16 protein-coding genes are annotated in these 19,192 nt (G+C 42.9%); 2 read left to right on the top strand and 14 right to left on the bottom strand.

Going from position 1 to position 19,192, the window contains the following annotated elements; all coding sequences use genetic code 11:
- Nucleotides 1–54: 54 nt before the first annotated feature.
- The 3 genes from H2672_RS01100 to H2672_RS01110 form a co-directional block, all read right to left on the bottom strand.
- Nucleotides 55–510: a threonine/serine exporter family protein gene (locus tag H2672_RS01100; protein ID WP_186668063.1), complete on the bottom strand. Its 456-nt coding sequence runs from the start codon at nt 508–510 to the stop codon at nt 55–57.
- Nucleotides 511–530: 20 nt separating this feature from the next.
- Entirely contained in the window at nt 531–1,277 is a 747-nt protein-coding gene (locus H2672_RS01105; protein WP_186668065.1) for a threonine/serine exporter family protein, read from the bottom strand.
- Nucleotides 1,278–1,527: 250 nt separating this feature from the next.
- Complete coding sequence (locus H2672_RS01110) at nt 1,528–3,666, bottom strand: beta-propeller domain-containing protein (RefSeq protein WP_186668067.1); 2,139 nt, start codon at nt 3,664–3,666, stop codon at nt 1,528–1,530.
- Nucleotides 3,667–3,896: 230 nt separating this feature from the next.
- Between H2672_RS01110 and H2672_RS01115 the strand changes: the two genes are divergently transcribed.
- On the top strand, nt 3,897–5,210 hold the full coding sequence (locus H2672_RS01115) for a short-chain fatty acid transporter (RefSeq protein WP_186668069.1): 1,314 nt from the start codon (nt 3,897–3,899) through the stop codon (nt 5,208–5,210).
- Nucleotides 5,211–5,500: 290 nt separating this feature from the next.
- A complete protein-coding gene (locus tag H2672_RS01120; RefSeq protein ID WP_186668070.1) occupies nt 5,501–6,382 on the top strand; it encodes an SDR family oxidoreductase in 882 nt (293 codons plus the stop codon).
- A gap of 126 nt (nt 6,383–6,508) precedes the next feature.
- Here the strand turns inward: H2672_RS01120 and H2672_RS01125 are convergent, their stop codons facing one another.
- The 11 genes from H2672_RS01125 to H2672_RS01170 all read right to left on the bottom strand — a co-directional run bounded on the left by H2672_RS01125 (nt 6,509) and on the right by H2672_RS01170 (nt 19,116).
- Nucleotides 6,509–8,710: a YhgE/Pip domain-containing protein gene (locus H2672_RS01125; protein ID WP_255485230.1), complete on the bottom strand. Its 2,202-nt coding sequence runs from the start codon at nt 8,708–8,710 to the stop codon at nt 6,509–6,511.
- Nucleotides 8,711–8,779: 69 nt separating this feature from the next.
- Nucleotides 8,780–9,349, bottom strand: coding sequence for a TetR/AcrR family transcriptional regulator (locus H2672_RS01130; RefSeq protein ID WP_186668072.1), 570 nt, complete (start codon nt 9,347–9,349; stop codon nt 8,780–8,782).
- 170 nt (nt 9,350–9,519) lie between these two features.
- On the bottom strand, nt 9,520–11,391 hold the full coding sequence (abc-f, locus tag H2672_RS01135; protein ID WP_186668074.1) for a ribosomal protection-like ABC-F family protein: 1,872 nt from the start codon (nt 11,389–11,391) through the stop codon (nt 9,520–9,522).
- A 174-nt stretch (nt 11,392–11,565) separates the two neighbouring features.
- Nucleotides 11,566–11,688: an RAxF-45 family protein gene (locus H2672_RS19810; RefSeq protein ID WP_370569572.1), complete on the bottom strand. Its 123-nt coding sequence runs from the start codon at nt 11,686–11,688 to the stop codon at nt 11,566–11,568.
- 184 nt (nt 11,689–11,872) lie between these two features.
- On the bottom strand, nt 11,873–13,606 hold the full coding sequence (locus H2672_RS01140; protein ID WP_186668075.1) for an ABC transporter ATP-binding protein: 1,734 nt from the start codon (nt 13,604–13,606) through the stop codon (nt 11,873–11,875).
- A 292-nt stretch (nt 13,607–13,898) separates the two neighbouring features.
- Nucleotides 13,899–14,180, bottom strand: coding sequence for a hypothetical protein (locus H2672_RS01145; RefSeq protein WP_186668076.1), 282 nt, complete (start codon nt 14,178–14,180; stop codon nt 13,899–13,901).
- Between the two features lie 9 nt (nt 14,181–14,189).
- On the bottom strand, nt 14,190–14,576 hold the full coding sequence (locus tag H2672_RS01150) for a hypothetical protein (RefSeq protein ID WP_186668077.1): 387 nt from the start codon (nt 14,574–14,576) through the stop codon (nt 14,190–14,192).
- A gap of 12 nt (nt 14,577–14,588) precedes the next feature.
- The gene (locus tag H2672_RS01155) at nt 14,589–14,954 is read right to left on the bottom strand and encodes a DUF2089 domain-containing protein (RefSeq protein ID WP_186668078.1); all 366 of its coding nucleotides are present in this window, start codon (nt 14,952–14,954) and stop codon (nt 14,589–14,591) included.
- Nucleotides 14,955–15,030: 76 nt separating this feature from the next.
- On the bottom strand, nt 15,031–16,182 hold the full coding sequence (gene tnpB, locus H2672_RS01160) for an IS200/IS605 family element RNA-guided endonuclease TnpB (protein WP_186668079.1): 1,152 nt from the start codon (nt 16,180–16,182) through the stop codon (nt 15,031–15,033).
- Between the two features lie 426 nt (nt 16,183–16,608).
- Nucleotides 16,609–17,796, bottom strand: a complete 1,188-nt coding sequence (locus H2672_RS01165; protein ID WP_255485231.1) for an aminotransferase class I/II-fold pyridoxal phosphate-dependent enzyme — start codon at nt 17,794–17,796, stop codon at nt 16,609–16,611.
- 129 nt (nt 17,797–17,925) lie between these two features.
- Entirely contained in the window at nt 17,926–19,116 is a 1,191-nt protein-coding gene (locus H2672_RS01170) for an acyl-CoA dehydrogenase family protein (RefSeq protein ID WP_186668080.1), read from the bottom strand.
- Nucleotides 19,117–19,192: the final 76 nt, after the last annotated feature.

The raw sequence follows: 19,192 nt of genomic DNA on the forward strand, positions 1-19,192 counted from the left end.
CTCTCAAAGCGAGGACACTCCGTTTTTTATCTGTCTAGGCCACCTGCGCTTTTCTTAAACTTTTTTCCCCCTCTTTCTTCCGATACCGGACCTAAAGATGAGCTGAATCATTACTTCCGCAAAAACAAGTCCCATCGCAATCGCACCCGATACCATGAAAGCACCCGATGCAAATGAGATTGCCGTTAAATAATCTTTTTCAACAATATGCCTCATCGCATTATAAGACATCCCTCCTGGCACGAGCGGAATGATTCCAGCGACACTGAATATAATCATTGGTGTACGAAAACGTTTGGCAAAAATATGTGCAACGAGCGCAACCATGAATGCACCTAGGAATGACGCTTGCACAGGGTCTCCCGATATTCCATTAAACAGGCTATAAACAAGCCAACCTGTCATCCCTACAAAACCGCAATAAAACAACATTCTACGTGGGGCATTAAATATAATCCCAAAGCCTGTCGCGGCAAGGAAACTAAGAATTGCTTGTACAATCCACGTCAAGACTCAAACCCCTTTTCCATTCAGAAAGATAAAACTAGTGCTACGCCAGCACCGATTGCAAATGCCGTTAAAAATGCTTCCGCGCCTTTTGACAATCCCGACATAAAATGTCCGGCCATCAGATCGCGCACTGCATTCGTAATGAGCAGGCCTGGAACTAGCGGCATAACTGATCCAATGATAATTTTATCAAGTTCGACTCCTAATCCGGTCTGCACTGCTGTAAACCCGATAAGCCCTATAAACAATGAGCCAACGAATTCCGCAAAAAACTTCACCCTTGTCAGCTCATGAATCTTTGTCACAATGACGTACCCGACACCCCCTGCGAAGATAGCAGCAGGGACATCCGTCCAAAGACCGTTGTACAAAATTAGAAAGCACCCACTTGCAACAGCTGCTGCGATAATCTGTAGCCAAAGTGGAAACATGACATTCGCTTTTTGGATTTCTTGGAGCTTAGCGTACGCTTCTTCAAGCGTATATTCATTTGCAGATAGCTTACGTGAAACGTCATTAACGAGTGCAACTTTTTCAAGGTCCGTCGTCCGATCCTTGATACGAATCAGCTTCGTATGATGTGGACTGCCTGGTGAAAAAATAATACCCGTCGGCGTAACGAAACTATGAGTAGCTGACAGTTGCTGCGTTTCAGCCATTCGCGCCATTGTATCTTCTACCCGGTACGTCTCGGCCCCAGCTTCCATCATAAGACGTCCCGCGAGCAGACAACAATCTATTGCTGTCTCTTTGTCCACTATTGGCATATTTCGTCCTCCTAACTCAAGTGAAATAAATTCCATTGAATAACGCTTCGGCTACCCCTGTAAGGCGCCTACGCTAGTAAATATACAGTATTAGTACTTCAACATATATGAGAAATACAACCCAATTCCTCTCCATTAAATAATCTTATCGAAGCTGAAGGCAAATAACAATGAACAAAGTGAGTGGATTAACTATCTGCACAAGAAAAAGACCCAGCGCGAGGCCGAATCTTTCATCGTCGAATCCTATTCAGTCAATTTGTAAGTTACCGATTGGTGCATACGTATCAAGCGAGTAATTTTTGATTTCCTTCATTGAAACAGTATACAAGATGTCTTTGCTATAAAGCATACGCTGAATTTCTCTCTCCCAATCCCCGTATTGCTCTCCGCTACTTTTCGCTTTCAGTAAATCCCCTTTTAGGACGATACCATGTTCCGGTGTAATTTCGTAGACGAGCGCACCAGAGCTTTGGAAATCGATGTTATGGTCTTTCCCTATTTCATCGTAAATCGATACTGGGAAACCGTATAAGTTTCGTTCTTTATGCTGGAACAATGCCTTGTGATCATATTGAACCGGCGAGTATGTTCCACGCCCACCAATGATTTCCGTATCCGTCTCTTTTGGATTATTGAAATCAGTTACATCGAACAAGGAAATCTTCATACCCATTGTCAAAATGAGCGGCTCTCCCCCTTGCGGATTTTTCTCAGCAACGGTTTCATAACCGAAGCCAATGAGATGATTGTCGTCAAGTGGATGCAAGTAGTTGCTAAAGCCTGGAATCTTCAGCTCTCCAAGCACTTTTGGGGCAGTCGGGTTGGCCACATCTATGACAAATAGCGGATCCGTTTCCCGGAACGTTACCATATACGCTTTATCGCCCATGAAACGTGCAGAATAAATCCGTTCCCCTTTCGCAAGACCTTCAATCGATCCCGTGGTATTAAGGTTTTCATCCAAAATAAAGAGATGGTTTTTAGACGGATTTTTATCATCCCACATATTCCCCTCTGTCGTGACGACGCGGAAATAACCATTGTGCTCATCCATCGAAAACTGGTTGAGTAAATGCCCTTTCAGTGTGGCTGAATTTTGGAATGTGACGTTTGTCTTATTCAATGTGAACTTGAATAATTCACTGTTTGCAGTGCCGGGATTCCAAATCATTTTCTTCGAAGTAGAAGCGTTTGCTTCGTAAATTGTCGCTGTCAGGTACAGATTATCTTCTGACATATAGAGTTGCTCACTAGCACCTAGATAGCCTTTTGTCACAACCTCACCTTCTGCCGGCGCTGAAAGATCAATGGCTGTAATGATGGAGTACGTAGGTTCCATCGCGCCTGGTAGAATTGCGATATCCTTGTAGTCAATCAGTTCGGAATCAACTTCTTCTTTGGAATCATATACATGGGGACGAAGCGTGTCGCCGTCGATTTCATTCATGATCCAGAAGTTCGGCTGTACATTCGTAACAAAGTACAGCATATTTCCTGTTTTCCGCGCACCGTTTAGATAGCCTTCCGCACCGATTTCTCGAATGATTTTAGGCGTTTTCGGGTTCTTCACATTATACATACGAACCGTGGTCATTCCGTTCACCAGTCTGCTGATCCTTGCCTCATCAGTACTCATTTCGTTGTTGTAAGTCTCATATTTCTCGCCAAGAACAATTAGCGTGTGGCCATGCAAAAACAACTGAGAAGGATAAAATTCCTCTTCCATTTTAATTTCCGAGGCTTTTCGGATTTTCTTCGGGTCGCGGATATCGGTAATTGTGACTTTGTTATTGCCCATTACGGTATATATATAGTTACCGTCTGTCTTTACGCTATCGGCTTCATCGACTCCTTCGACCTGATTATTCGTTGTCGAATGATCTCCACCGCTTTTAGCAGATGCCGAGGAATCTTCATTGGACAGTTCTGAGCCTTGGGTTACCATTACTTCTGTCCGCTGTATGGACTTCACCCGTTCGAAATAGGCTTTCAATTCCTTTGCTGATGCAACGGATTCGATTGTTTCATGGATAGTGAACTTGATTTCATCGATTGGAAGCAATTTTATAGATTTACCATTTACCGCACTTTTCTTAACGTGAAGCTCGTAGGAACCCGGTACGAGGCCCTTTACATATAGGGTCTTACCCGCATTTCCAAGTGAAATGTCTGCTGTCAACTTCTTCCCATTTCGATCAGTTACATATAAATCATTCGATCCTAGTGCTTCCTCTTTCAAAGGTTTGGAGAAGTTTACGTTCCATCCTTGATTGGAAAGTGCACTATCAGAGGCCGTCACAGTCAACTTGTCGATATAAAATGTGTAGGTAATTGCTGCCACTGCAATGAATGCTGTAACAAAAATCCAACTAACCTTTTTTCTCAATTTGACCAACCCTTTCCTTTTGGTTTGCTACACCATTAGACTCTGATAGGACAATTCCGTTTCACTAAACTGAAAATTTATTTTAGTTGTTTTTTAGTTTAGATTGGAATCTTGCGGTCTTGTCACATCTCATTAATTGACGTATCTTGTAACATTATGCTAAAAACATATCGAAAGAACGGACTGCATACGATAAGCTTAGGAAGGACAAGAGAAAAGGGGGATGTTTTGTGAAAGTATTAACAAGGTGGTCGAACACACTAATGGAGCGGTATTTACCGGATCCATATATTTTCGTCGCAATTCTGACGTTGGTCGTGTTCTTGCTAGGTCTCGGATTAACTGATTCCGGGCCACTCGATATGGTTACGTATTGGGGAGATGGTTTTTGGGGGCTTCTCGCATTTACGATGCAAATGGTTATTGTTCTTGTTGCGGGACATGTGTTAGCGAGCAGTCCGGTATTCAAGAAACTATTAAGTACACTGGCAGGATTCGCGAAATCACCAGGATCTGCAATTCTTCTAGTTTCGGTTGTATCGCTGATTGCTTGTTGGATTAACTGGGGCTTCGGTCTCGTTATCGGTGCACTTTTCGCAAAAGAGATTGCACGCAAAGTAACAACGGTCGACTACCGGCTCTTAATTGCAAGCGCTTACTCAGGCTTTATCATTTGGCACGGTGGACTTGGTGGATCGATTCCACTTTCAATTGCCACAGCAGATCACCCATTCGCAGGCATCATGGGCGTTGTTCCGACGTCAGAAACGATTTTTTCAAGCTATAACATAATTATTGTCGTCGCACTTATTATTTCCGTTCCAATTTTGAACCGCTTCATGATGCCGAAACCGGAAGATACGGTTACTGTAGATCCAAAGCTGTTGGAAGAACCAATTCAAATTGAAGAAGATACAGATCGCACACCAGCAAGCAAGCTCGAAAACAGTGTTACGCTTTCCATGCTGATTGGTGCGCTCGGTCTTGTCTACCTGATTCAGCATTTTGTTTTAAAAGGCTTCGATTTAAATTTGAATATCGTCAACTTGATATTCTTCACACTCGGAATCATTTTCCACGGGACGCCGAAACGCTTCCTTGCAGCGGTTACGAATGCTGTGAAGACGGCGGGCGGTATCATTATCCAATTCCCATTCTATGCAGGAATTATGGGAATGATGGTTGCCTCTGGACTTGCAGGCGTCATTTCCGAATCGTTTGTCAGTATTTCGAATGAGCATACATTCCCACTCTTCACGTTTTACGCAGCGGGAATTGTAAACTTCTTCGTACCTTCGGGCGGAGGACAATGGGCTGTGCAAGCTCCTATTATGTTGGAAGCAGCACAAACTCTTGGCGTCAGCTATTCGAAAACAGCAATGGCCATCGCATGGGGTGACGCATGGACAAATATGATCCAACCGTTTTGGGCACTACCGGCACTCGCAATCGCTGGACTTCGTGCAAAAGATATTATGGGTTATTGTTTATTTGTTCTGTTCCTAAGCGGTATCATTATTAGTATCGGATTATTTTTCTTCTAACTTAATTTAAAGGGATTGTTTCGTTAGTCGGTAATTTTCGACTTACGGGATAATCCCTTTTTTGAATCTATGGGTTGATTGTCCGAGGAGCGATCATATAACTTGGCTAACCAATCATATAACTCCACAAACCCTTCAATGCCACAATTCAAAAATGGAATAGCTCTCCGAAGTATCGAATTAATCGCGAATTAGATCCATATTCCAGTCGGTTTTTCTATTTTCGTTTATTTCGTTAGACGAGTGGGAATGACTACTCCTTCCAAGACAGTTGCTTAGGAGGAGTTATTTTGTCGAAAGATAAATACGAAAAAGTTGATAAACAGGTTTCGGGGCAGACTCAAGATCAGCAACCTGGTGTAGAGGCTGAAATGGATCCTGCACCAATTTATAACGATGAGAATTATGTCGGTTCAGGCAAATTGAAAGGAAAAAATGCTTTAATTACTGGTGGAGATAGCGGAATCGGTCGGGCAGTAGCGGTTGCATTTGCAAAGGAAGGTGCGAATGTAGCGATTGCATATTTGAGTGAACAGGAGGATATCGACGCGGATAAAACGATGAAACTCATTGAAGGATACGGTGGAAAAGCGCTAAAAATTCGAATTGATATCAGTGAGGAGGAACATTGCGAGCAACTAGTGGATAAGGTTATTAATGAATTCGGTGGTTTGAATATTCTCGTCAACAATGCAGGTAAACAGTTCCCACAAAAAGATATCTCCTTGATTTCAGCTGATCAGCTCCGCGAGACATTCGACACAAATTTCTTCGGTTTATTTTATATGACGAAAGCTGCATTGAATCATATGGCTCGTGGCGATGCCATTATCAACACTTCGTCTATTACTGCTTATAACGGATCGAAAGATTTGCTCGATTACTCTGCGACAAAAGGAGCGATTACTTCCTTTACACGTTCTCTCGCACTAAACTTGGCCGAAAAAGGGATACGGGTCAACGCCGTTGCCCCTGGTCCGATTTGGACACCGCTTATCCCAGCGACGTTTGATGCGAAGAAAGTCAAAGAACATGGGGCTAATACGCCTGTTAAACGACGCGGTCAACCTGCTGAAAACGCGCCGGCCTATGTCTTTCTAGCTTCGAGTGATTCTAGTTATATGACCGGCCAGACGATACATGTTGATGGCGGCGATTTTGTCGGATCTTAAATGGATTGTTTCTGCACGCCATGACTAATTCATCAATTGCCACAACTTCACGACTCTCCGTCCTACTTCAACAACGAAAAAGCCCCTCTACCACGGAATATCTTCCGTCTAGAGGGGCTACTTTATTTATGCTTCTACTGTTTCTTTCGAATACCTCTTTTTGTAAACAAGTGCAAAGTATCCAAATGTAATCGCAAGGAACGCGACCATGAATCCGATAAGGATGCCGTTGTTCATCCAAAGGAACGACATATTGCCTGTTGAGATGGCGGCTTTGAATGCTTGGACGGAATACGTCATCGGCAATAATGTGTTGAAAATTTGCAGAGGTGCCGGTATTAATTCGAGCGGGAATGTCCCTGCACTTGTCGTCAACTGTAAAATCAGGACAAGGATTGCTACAAAGCGTCCCGCATCAGAAAGAATGGACACACACATTTGTACAAGCGCAATGAATGTGTAGCTCGTAATGATCGCCGTCAAAATGAACAACGGTGTATTAGCCGTTTCCATTCCGAGTGCAAACTTGACAACCCCTGCTGCGATAAGTGCCTGCAATAGACCAACGATGGCCAGCACAGAAACCTTACTTGCGAACCATCCGAATGCCCCTGTTGGCTTAATAGCCGGTTCAACTAGGGGGAAGACGATAGAAAGAAGAAGTGCACCGACAAACAGTCCGAGTGATAAGAAGTATGGAGCAAAACCGGTACCATAGTTTGGTACATGGTTAATGCCTTCCTTCTCTACATCGACAGGTGCTCCGACCATTCCATATGTTTTGTCTGTTGGATTCACTTCACTTGCCGTTTTATTTGCTTCTGCAAGTTTTTCTTGCAGTGTCAGCGTTCCTTCATCAAGTTCAACCATACCATCAGCCAGTGTCGCTGATCCTTTGGCAAGTTCTTGCGATTTAGATGCGAGTGTTTCTGTTCCCGTTTTCAGTGTACCTGTTCCTTCAGTTAATGAAGTTAGACCTGATGCAAGATCAGATGACCCTTTCCGCGCAACCACTACGCCTTCTGAAAATTGTTTCAATCCAGCTACGAGTGTATCGTTGCCTGACGCAAGAGCGTTCGCCCCTTCAAGGAGTTGTGCGGAAGACCCGTTCAACTTCTCCAATCCAGCAAGTCCCTGACTATGAGCGCCAGAAAGTTGACTAGCAGCACCATTTAACTCCGTGGTACCCGCTGTCAGTGAAGCTGTGCCGGCAGACAATTCTTTCATTCCGCCGGAAAGTTCAGCGCTTCCTTGTTTCAGTTGGCCGAGTGTTTCTTTGATTGCCGTTTGCTGTTCCTCTGAGAGGTCAGCAAGTACAGGACCAAGCTGCGTAGACAATCCCTCAATTCCGGTAGTTAGATTTGCGGCCGCTCCAGTAAGCTGACCTGCCGCGCCGTTCAATTGCCCTGATTTCTCTTTCAAAGTACTAACGGCTGAGTTAAATTCTTTTTCTTTCTGACCTATTTGACCGTAACTTGCGGCCAATTGACCGACGCCTTCTGTATAGCCCGCGATTCCATCCTTAAGTCCTCCAGCGCCTGCTGAAGCCTTTTGTGCGCCTGCAAGAAGATCTTTTGAACCTTGCGATAAAGTACCGAGTCCTTTATTCAGCTCATTGGCACCTTTAGCTGCATCGTTCGCTCCTTGCGCAAGTTTTTGTGAACCATCCGCAAGTGTAATCGTGCTACTTGCCAACGTTTCAAGATACCCTTTCAATTCATCTGCTCCAGATGATAGTTTTGCGGCACCGTCATGTAATTCACCGGCCCCGTCCGCCGCTTCACCGAATCCATCGCCCATTTCCGTAATGGAATCAAAGAGCTTTTCCGCGTACGTTGAAGCAACTTGCTCATTCACTTCTGCACGAATTCTGTCCATCGCTGTTTCTCCGATTTGAGCAGAAAGGAAGTTGAATCCTTCATTCGGCTTATAAACAATTGTTAATTTTTCCGGTTCATCATCCAATAGTGTGGTTGCGTGTTCGGAGAAGTTTTCCGGTATTTCAATTACGACGTAATAATCTTCATTTTCAAGCCCTTTATCTGCATCTGATTTTGATACTTTCTTAAAATCAAACTGCTTACTGTCAATTAATTTATCGGTCAGTTCCTTTCCGAGTGCCAACTGCTTGCCGTCCATTTCCGCTCCATTATCAAGGTCGACGATTGCAACAGGCAAATCACTCATATTGGCATATGGATTCCAAAACGCCCATAAAAACATACCTGCATAAAGGACAGGAATAAACAATATAGCAATCAGTGGAACAATTATTTTTTTTGAACGTAAGAGCAGTTTCCACTCTGCCCATGTCATTGTATTCTTCATTTATCTATTTCCTCCAATACTGGTTGACCAATTCACTCAGTCGGTCAATTCAGAATAAAAAATGAAGCCTCAAACTAAGAGACTTTTAAAAATGGTCCCATTTAACAACGCAACGATACGCTCTTCCGATAGCTCTTCATCGTGGGTTTTACCCCAGTCTGAGACAAGCGCGAGATACGCCTTAAATAATATATATGCGACAAGTTCTGTATCACAAGGCAATACTTCACCTTTGGCAATTCCCTTTTCAATCTTCTCTTTTACATAAAAAATGATTTCTTTTTCAATTGCCTGTAGCACTTCACCAACAGCAGGTGTGCGCAGTTCTTTTTCTTCATCTATTAACTTCGCATACAATTGATGTGTTCCGCGGAATTTGAGCATTTGCATCAGCCTGGCATGCGCATTTTGTTCGAATGGCGCACCTTCAACAGAAACAGCATCCGCTTCCGCCCGCATTTCGTTAATCATTTTTAACACAATCGCATTGAACAGTTCTTCTTTATTGGCGAAAAACGTATAGATTGTTCCTTTGCCGACGTTCGCAATTTTCGCTACCTGGTCCATGGTTGTTGCTTTATAGCCGAACAACGAAAATGATTTCGCGGCTCCCTCGAGAATTTCTTGCCTGCGGTCCATTTTTCCACCTCACTTTGAATGGATTATTTTATTGACCGTAAAACCGCTTCGGTCATCTAGTCATTATATTACTCCGGCTACTCGTATTATGCAAGGTTTTTCTTCCGGATAAAAAAGTCTGAGAAAGGATTACTGTTAGCTACTCCCTCTCAGACTGTGTACTCAGTTCCCTATTCCACTTCACTCATCCACATTTCATAGAAAGAGTCTAACTCTTGTTTCATCACGGCAACTTCCGCCATCATTGATTCACATTTCATCCAATCTGATTCATCTTCCGCTTCTTTTTCCAATGCATCGATTGATTGTTCAAGCCTCTTTATTTCTTGTTCCGCGTTTATAGTTATCCTTTTTTCCGTTTTTTCTATCTTCAGCTTTTTTACTGCGATTGGTTCAGGTACCTCAACTACCAAGCGACTTTGAAGCTCCTGCCACTTCTTACGCGCCCAATTATACGGTCCTTCAAATGTCGTTATAAGCCCGCCTTCCAACCATGCTGTGCGGGAGAATAATTTATTCAAGAAATAACGATCATGTGAAACGGCAACGATTGTGCCCGTAAAGTCTTCCAGTGCCTCTTCAAGCACTTCACGTGACTCAATATCTAAATGATTTGTCGGCTCGTCTAGCACAAGGAAATTAACATCCTGATACATCAGTTGCGCCAAACGGAGTCGCATCCGCTCTCCACCACTTAGGTCTCCAACTCTCATAAATACATCTGGACCGTAAAACATAAACTTCGCCAATATATGCCGGGCTTCCCCTTCAGCAACATTTACTTCATCACGAAAGACATCTATCAGACGCGCTTTCGGATCCTTGATTTCAAAGTGCTGTGACAAGAACCCAATCTTGACGTTACTTCCTACTTTACTCAATCCAGCGTCAATCGGAAGCTCGCCTAAAAGAATTTTTAGTATGGTTGATTTCCCGCATCCATTCCGCCCAACAATCGCTGTCCGATCCTTCCAATAGACATGGAAGTCGGCCCCCTTCAATAGCTCCTGTTGACCAAATGATTTCGTGATTCCTTCCATTACAACCACTTCCTTACCACTGCGCTGTGCAGCTTCAAACGACAAAGTCATTTTCTTCGGATCGATAAGTGGCTTCTTTACTTTTTCCATCCGTTCAAGCGCTCGTTCCATATTGCGCGCTTGTCGGTGCAATCCTGGATTTGGAGGATTGGCTTCATTTGCCCATTGGTGGAGCCGTTTAATGGCCTCTTTCATTTTTTTAATCTTCTTTTGTTGCTCTTCGTAATCCTGAAACTCCCTCATAAGACGCGCTTCTTTTTCGAGAATAAAGGCAGAATAATTCCCGTAATAAAGATGAATCTCCCCTTCTTCAAGATCCGCGACCTTCGTCACGACACAATCCAAAAAATAACGGTCATGCGAAATGATGACAACTGTTCCCAAGTAATCCGTTAAATACGCTTCCAACCATTCGACTGCAAATAAGTCCAAATGATTCGTCGGTTCATCCAATAACAGCAATTCAGGTTTCGTCAATAATAGCTTCCCTAGCATTATCTTCGTCTGTTCGCCACCGCTCAATTGCGCAAAGGAACGTCCGACAAATGGTTTCAATTGCAATCCATTAATGACTTTCTCAATTTCGGAGTCTACGGCATAGCCATCACGGTTGGCAAATTCCTCCTGCAAATCTCCGTATACCCGAAGCAACTTATCCATGTCAGCGTTTCCCGCATTGGCTAGCTCTGCCTCTAACACCGACATTTTCGCCTGCATTTCTTTTAGTTCTACAAATGCACTGTTAAGCACATCATAGCCGGTCGTTTCTTTTTCGAATAAAGGGATTTGTGCTAAATAACCTATTTTCGTTCCCTTTTTAAAGTGAATTGCCCCACTGTCCGGTTGCTCCGCTCCGGAAATCAACTTAAACAACGTTGTTTTTCCGCTACCATTTCGCCCGACAACCCCTAATCTATCGCCTGTTTTAATCTCTAAAGAAAGGTTCTCAAAAATCATATTCCCACCGAGCATTTTGCTTATTTGTTGAATTGTACAGATCATTATTTTCCGCTTCCCTTCGTTCTGTTTTCACAACTGGAAGCATCTTACTTAAAGAGCAAGCGTCTTGGTAGACCCGAAATGCGCCGGAGTCTAGACAACGCAAAAAGACCGCGTGTAAGCGGCCTTCCCTCTTGAAAAAATATCGTAAGGAATGCATGCTAAACAGCTGTGTGACTACTGAAATTGTCTAGAAAAGGACAGACTCATCCCGTTGACTTTAATTTCATGAGTAATCGCACATGAAGTGGCTAAATATTCCAATAGACTTTCACGTGCATACACAGTGTCTAACATCATTCCTCACCTCCGTTCACTAATAGTAAGAATAGTATAACACAAAACACAGTCACCTACACAATTAAAATGAAATAAGGAAACCCATTCAAAGCAAAACATAAAAAGGCGGTGCCCCATAAGTAGTAGAAATTACAAATTGTGGGGCAACACCTTGTTAATCGCCGGCATAAGAATTGTCTTTTCCCTACGCCAATTGCTGTTCGGCAAATTCACGATACAACGCATGTGATTGTATCAATTCTTTATGGGTTCCACTGCCTGTCACTTGCCCATTTTCAATGAAAATGATTTTATCCGCATCGACTATTGTTGATAACCTGTGGGCGATGACGAACGTAGTGCGCCCTTCCATCAATCGTGTCAGCGCATCTTGAACGACGCCTTCCGATTGACTATCTAGGCTCGCGGTTGCTTCGTCCATCATCAATATTTTCGGATCCCGTAAAAAAGCACGTGCGATGGCGATACGCTGCCTTTGCCCTCCAGAAAGTTTTACACCTCGTTCTCCGACTTCGGTGTCCAAGCCTTTCGAAAATGTTTTAACAAATTCGTCGGCATACGCCATTTCAGCAACTTCCCAAAGCCTTTGATCTGGAATACTTTCCCCATTTTCTAATCCGTAACATAAGTTTTCACGTATTGTCCCTGCCATCATGGCACTCTCTTGTGAAACGTAACCGATTTGACTGCGCCACGACGCCATCGACAACTCTTTTATTGGTGTGCCGCCGATCTGAATTTCACCCGCTGTTGGTTCGTAAAAACGTTCAAGTAATCCGAACATAGTCGTTTTCCCACCACCACTTGGTCCGGCGAATGCTATCATTTCACCAGGCTGGGCCTCAAAGCTCACGTTGCCAATCACCGGCTCATCGTCTTCATAAGCAAACGATACGTCCACAACTTGAATTGGTTTGTTCGCAATATCCATCACCAAGCCATCTTGTCCTTCTTCCAATGGCAATTCCAAAATGTCGATAATGCGCTCTGTTGCACCTTTCGCTTTCTGCAGTTGTGTGAAAAACATCGCAAATGATGTAATTGGAAAAATAATTTGGAATAGATACAGGAGGAATGCAACAAGTGAACCCGTCGACATTGTGCCGTTCGCAACACGCATACCGCCATATCCAATGATCATAACGATGACCACCATAACTACTAGATACATCAAGGGAGCAATAAGAGCAGTAATACGAGCTTCTTTCAAGCCAAAACCGAGTAATTTTCCGATTCCAGCTCTCCCACTTGCCTCTTCATTCTGTTCGGCATTAGAAGCTTTCATTAAACGAATCTCGCCTAGTGTTTGTTGAATATTACCTGTGAATATTGCTGTTTCATCTTGTAGTCCACGTGAAATCTTCGCCATTTTGGTGCCAAGTGGAATCATGATTCCCACTGTAATTGGAACAGCAATCAACATGATAAGTGTCATTTTCCAATCCATAATGAGTAGAATCGTCACCGCACCTATAATCGAAATAATACCCGTAATGAATTGCGGGAAATGTTGTGTAATCAATTCTTTCACGATTCCCGTATCATTGATGACACGGCTCACCGTTTCACCGCTAGATTCCTTGTCAAAGTGACTGACAGGCAAACGAATCAGCTTTGTCCACATGCGTTCACGTAATCTCGCAACTACTTTTTGTCCTACATAACTCAGTAAATAAATGGATACCCCATCAATTACCGCTTGAACAATAAATGCTACCCCAATAGCAATCATTAGCGGAACGCTTAGCGAGGCAACTGAAAAGCCATCCACTAAATTTTTCGTTAGCAAAGGGACAACCAAACCGGCAAGTGTTGTCAACACGCCAGCCGTCAAGCCGACAGCTAAAGCTAACTTCGGGATCCCTGTTGATAATATTAGAGAGAAAAACGGCTTTAAGCCGACTTTTTTCTTATCCATAGTTTTTAACTCCATTCTGTTGAATCTTTATTTGATAAGTTTATCATAGTAGATGTATGTAAACCCAATATCAACAAACACCGTTTTATCGCCCGAAATATATAAATCTTACGGCTTATTTTCACGACAAAAAGACCGCTGAGAAGACCATTCAAGTTCTCGAGTTAGATAGAACTTCAGGAATTAGACAGTGGCCTAAAGGTATATTGATTTCTTGATTAATTGGTATTTGTGGACAATAGAGGCGCCTCAATCTTACTTATAGGACAGTACATTTAGGTTATCAAGCCACTTATAACTTAATAACAACTTCTGTACCATCCTTTGCTTTGACATTAACTAACCCAAGTCCTTTATGTTTTTTCAATTCGCTCACAATACTTTTGAGTTCTTGTTTGTTTAATGGCGGCATCGTGAATGTTTGTTCTTTTTCCTTTATGGATTCCTTCACCCACTTATTAATAAGTCGATTAACGAGTCCCGAGGAAATTATAGAAATACCTATGCTAAGAATCACATAAGGGACTGGAATGAAAAGCCGTACTGCTCCCGCTTTCACCTTGACGTTTAGCATACTGTCACCCTATTCAATCGCAACTGAAATTGTATCTCCATTTGCAGATTTAACATCAACAATTTGACCGTCCAATTCATTCTCAATCGCATCCAAAAGTAAGGCGATATCGATATCTTTTACATACTTTTCCGATTGTGGAATACTAGCAGCGATGTTATGTCCGGCTAACAAAACGACTTTCACAAGTTTAATCGGAACATTAACTGAAACATTGTCGTTTTCCGCAGATACAATACGGACTTTCAGCATTTTATCAGCATATACGGGTGACTTGGAAGAAAGATCACTCCCCGATTCCCGATCTTTCAATACTCGGATAAGTTCTGACGCTTTTGCTGCATCAACTTTACCTTCTTGAACCATCGTGATTATCTTTTCAATTTCTGCACTCAAAGCTAAATCCCCCTATTCATCTTTTAATAGCCTAATGGCTTCTTCCGCAGATATTTCTCCGCTTTCCAACATTGCAACTACCTTTTTCTCATCTACCTCGTTTTTCTTCTTCGTTTCAAATCCAAGGGAGCTAACAACTTCATTTAATTTGCCACGAACCGTAGGATAGGAAATTCCCAGTTCTTTTTCAACTTCTTTAATGTTTCCCCTACACGTTAGAAAAACTTCAACGAAGCGAAGTTGATCATTCGATAGTGATACCAATTTGGATAATTCGAATTCATTTTCGATGGTTGTGTGACAGTGGGAGCAATGCAACTTAGTGATTTTTAGTGTTTCGCTACAAACAGGACAGTGACTAATAACTTGATAGGCCATATTGAACTACCCCCACTTTCACTTCGTTTAGAAGTAGGAGATTCCTAAGATCACCGACGTAACCGTCAGTTATAAGTTAGGCTAGCCCCGCAGTTCCTGCGGTTAGAAGTCTTAGCGCTTCTTTTTTCAAATTTATACTTGCGTTCCTATCTCGGTTGTGGTGCGTATTGCATGTTGGACATTCCCATTCACGCAATGCGAGATGCTTAACGTCTTTGTTTCGGTAACCACAACTTGAACAGAGCTGGCTGGAGGGAAAGTTTTTTGCGACAACGACAACCTGTTTTCCGTACCATTTCGCCTTGTATTCAAGCAGTGTCCGAAATTGTGACCAACTGACTTCACTGATTGCCTTTGCTAAAGTATGGTTTTTGAGCATATTAGCGACTTGCAGATCCTCGATACCGATGACGTCGTGGTTTTTGACGATTTCAGTAGAGAGTTTATGCAAGAAATCAGCTCTTTTATTGGCAATTCTTTCCTGAATACGAGCTACTTTAATTCGTTGTTTTTGGTAGTTTTTTGCTTCGTATAGCGGTTTATGTTGTTTCAGTGCTTGTTCTTTACGTCTTGAAAGAATCCGTTGTTCTTTTGCCAGCTTCTTTTCAAGTGAACGAAAGAATTTCGGATTTTCGTATACTGCTCCATCTGAAAGAATTGCGAAGTCTTTTAATCCGACATCTATCCCGACAACAGACCCAGTTTTTAGTTTTTCCTCCACCTCGGTTTCGACCAGGATGGATGCGAAGTACTTTCCACTTGAGTTGCGTCTGATGGTTGCATTCATAATTCTCCCTACTACTTCACGACTCTTTGAGATTTTAACGAGGCCAAGTTTTGGGAGCTTAAGATGATTACCGGCGATCGCAATATTTCCGTTGGTATGTTTCGTCGTATAGGATTGGACATTGTTTTTCTTACTTTTAAATCGGGGTGCTTGATTTTGTTTCTTAAAGAATCGTGAATAAGAATCAGCAAGATTTTTTAATGAGGATTGAAGGGCAATGCTGTCGACTTCTTTTAGCCAATCGAGCTCGCTTTTAAGCTGGGGTAATTGGGAAGAACAGATGTTGTAAGTAAGACCTTTACCAGTTTCTTTGTAGGTTTCATTCCATTTGGCTAAAAAGTGATTGAACACAAAACGTGAACAGCCAATTGTTTTGGCAATGAGTATTTTTTGTGCTTTCGTGGGATAGATTCGGAACTTGTACGCTTTGTTGACGAGCATTGACGTACACCTCGCTTCAGCATAGTTTCTACCCTGATTATAGAACATACATTCCCGGGAGGCAATTATTTTAGGCTTATGCCTAACCGAAATTCATCTTCCACTTATCGTTGGGCTATGCCCGTGACACGATTGAAGTGGGAGTCTTCTTTTGAAAAAGGATAAACTTTAGTTCCCTCCTTTCATTTGTATTCATCATATCGTATCGAATCAATAATATTAATACAGAAACTTAGTAATATTAAACAACGAATTAACATTATCAATAAATTAATTAGATAATATTAATAATCGAAATAACCACATCAATAATGAGTTTTATTCCCCTTTAAAGAAAATAAGTTTTATCACTCAAAAAAAGAGCGTATTTCTTTTAAGAACGCTCTTTTTTACTTCCTAACTCCATTTTCATAACCCTTATTTACTTCATCGAGTAATTACTAAATCCCGCAATCGGTCGACGGCTTTCTGCAGTACATCCACTTTCTGAACAAGCGCTAACCGAACGAATCCGGCGCCTTCAGAACCGAAGATACTGCCCGGAACCATGACAACACCACATTGTTCAATTACTTTAAACACAAATTCCTTATCATCCATGTCAAACGGGTATTTTGCCCAAACGAACATGCCACCGTTTGAAGGAGTAGCAGACCAACCAATTTCCTCCATGCCTTTCATTAACACCCTATGGCGCGCAGAAAACTCTGTCCGCAGACGATACGTAATCTCTTCCGCATTATCAAGTGCAACTACAGCTGCTTCCTGTATCGGACCAAATGTGCCATAATCCAAATTCGATTTCAGTTGTCTCAAAATGTGAACCATCTCGGCATTACCGGCAATATACGCAATACGGGCACCGGCAAGGCTAAAGCTTTTAGATAATGAATTAATCTCCATTCCGACTTCCATTGCACCCGGTGTCGATAAGAAACTGATCGGAGAATCACCTGTGAAATAGTATTCGGAATAGGCAGCGTCATGCAGCACGATAACATTATATTTCTTGGCGAAGGCTACTACTTTCTCAAAAAATGCTGTGCTCGGCATCGCTGGTACTGGATTACCCGGTAAATTCAAAATAAGTAATTTAGCGTTTTGTGAAACCTCTTCAGGAATCACATCCAAGTCTGGTAAAAATCCATTTTCCGCTAGCAACGGCATTTCATAAGGAACTGCACCCGCAAGCTTAATGCCCGCTTCATATGCAACGTATGCGGGATTTGTCGTCAACACAAAGTCCCCTTCATTGCAAAACGCAAGTGGTAGATGGACCAATCCTTCTTGGGATCCCATTGTTTGAATGATTTCTGTTTCTGGATTAAGCGTAACACCGGAACGTCTTTCGTAATAATTCGCGACGGCTTCGTTAAAGCGTTTTGTACCGCCAAGTGTATAGCCGTATGTATTTGCCAATGCACTTTGTTTCGATAAAGCTTGTCTAACCTTTTCGTCCGGCGAGAGATCGGGACTGCCCAGACTCAAATCAAAAATTTCGGCTCCGGTCGTCCTTTTGGCTTCAGCAGCTGCTTTTAAATCCCCGAAAATAGCAGGGGTAAAAATGGCCATCTTTAAAGATGGCTCTATTTTAAATGATGAATCGACTTTCATATTACAGCACCCCTTATTTATGGAAAAGTAGTTTCAAGGATTATTTTACCACGAATTTTGGCACTATTGAGAAAGATGTTGAGAAAGACGAAAAAACCTAATGCTAGTTCCACATCAGGTTTTTCGAGTTTACTCAAACGGCCACTCAGGTAGCCTATTACTCAATTTCTTGTCTTCCCGATAGCCGAGCACATATTCCGCCTGCATAACCGTATGGATCTCACGCGTTCCTTCATAGATAACAGGTGCTTTTGAGTTACGTAGGAATCTGGCGACGGGGTATTCATCTGAATAGCCGTAAGCGCCGTGAATTTGAACCGCATCGTCCGCTGCTTTATTGGCAAAATCGCATGCCTGCCATTTCGCAAGTGACGTCTCGCGCGTATTGCGCAAGCCTTTATTTTTCATTTCACCGGCTCGATAGACAAGAAGACGGCTCATTTGATAGCCCGCTTCCATGTTAGCAACCATTTGCTGGACAAGTTGGTGCCTGCCGATTTCCTTACCGAACGTTTCGCGCGCATGACAATACTTCACACTTTCTTCGAGGCAACCCATGATTAAGCCAACCGCCCCCGCAGCGACAGTGAAACGTCCATTATCAAGTGATGCCATAGCGATTTTGAATCCGTCGCCTTCTTCGCCTAATAAATTCGCAGCTGGGACACGCATATCTTCGAAAAACAGTTCGCCAGTATTGCCTGCACGAATGCCATATTTCCCTTTGATCGCTTTCGATGAAAAACCTGGTGTCGTCCGTTCAACGATGAACGCGCTAATACCATGATGTTTCTTCGCTTTATCCGTATACGCGAAAACAAGGAAATGGTCCGCGACATCACAAAGGGAAATCCATGTTTTTTGACCGTTTAATACGTAGTCATCTCCGTCACGCACCGCGGTTGTCGCCATCGCCGCGACATCGGAACCTGCACCCGGTTCTGTCAATCCGAATGCGCCTATTTTTTCACCCTTCGCTTGTGGTAGTAGGTATTTTTGTTTCTGCTCTTCATTGCCCCACTGCATTAGACTCATCGAGTTCAAGCCGATATGGACCGATACCGCCGTCCGGAACGCCGTATCCCCACGCTCCAATTCTTCACACAATATCGCAAGCGAATTATAATCCATACCGCTGCCACCATATTGCTCGGGTATACAGACGCCCATGAAGCCAAGATCCGCAAGCTTCTTCCAAATCGCCTGATCGAATCCACCTTGTGCATCCCATTTCTGGATATGCGGCATAATTTCTGCGTCGACGAACTGGCGCGCCGTTTTCCTCAGCATCTTCTGTTCTTCCGTAAATCCGAAGTCCACTTTTTCATCCCCTTACTTTCTTAGTGTCTAGCTCCAGGCACCAGCCGCTCGGAGGCTCACAGGATGTGAATTACGC

The sequence above is a fragment of the Sporosarcina sp. BP05 genome (assembly GCF_014282005.1).
GTDB lineage: Bacteria > Bacillota > Bacilli > Bacillales_A > Planococcaceae > Sporosarcina.

Coding starts and splice junctions, on each gene's coding strand:
- H2672_RS01105 (WP_186668065.1), bottom strand. CDS start 1,277: ATGCCAATAGTGGACAAAGAGACAGCAATAGATTGTTGTCTGCTCGCG.
- H2672_RS01125 (WP_255485230.1), bottom strand. CDS start 8,710: ATGAAGAATACAATGACATGGGCAGAGTGGAAACTGCTCTTACGTTCA.
- H2672_RS01130 (WP_186668072.1), bottom strand. CDS start 9,349: ATGGACCGCAGGCAAGAAATTCTCGAGGGAGCCGCGAAATCATTTTCG.
- abc-f (WP_186668074.1), bottom strand. CDS start 11,391: ATGATCTGTACAATTCAACAAATAAGCAAAATGCTCGGTGGGAATATG.
- H2672_RS19810 (WP_370569572.1), bottom strand. CDS start 11,688: ATGATGTTAGACACTGTGTATGCACGTGAAAGTCTATTGGAATATTTA.
- H2672_RS01140 (WP_186668075.1), bottom strand. CDS start 13,606: ATGGATAAGAAAAAAGTCGGCTTAAAGCCGTTTTTCTCTCTAATATTA.
- H2672_RS01145 (WP_186668076.1), bottom strand. CDS start 14,180: ATGCTAAACGTCAAGGTGAAAGCGGGAGCAGTACGGCTTTTCATTCCA.
- H2672_RS01155 (WP_186668078.1), bottom strand. CDS start 14,954: ATGGCCTATCAAGTTATTAGTCACTGTCCTGTTTGTAGCGAAACACTA.
- tnpB (WP_186668079.1), bottom strand. CDS start 16,182: ATGCTCGTCAACAAAGCGTACAAGTTCCGAATCTATCCCACGAAAGCA.
- H2672_RS01165 (WP_255485231.1), bottom strand. CDS start 17,796: ATGAAAGTCGATTCATCATTTAAAATAGAGCCATCTTTAAAGATGGCC.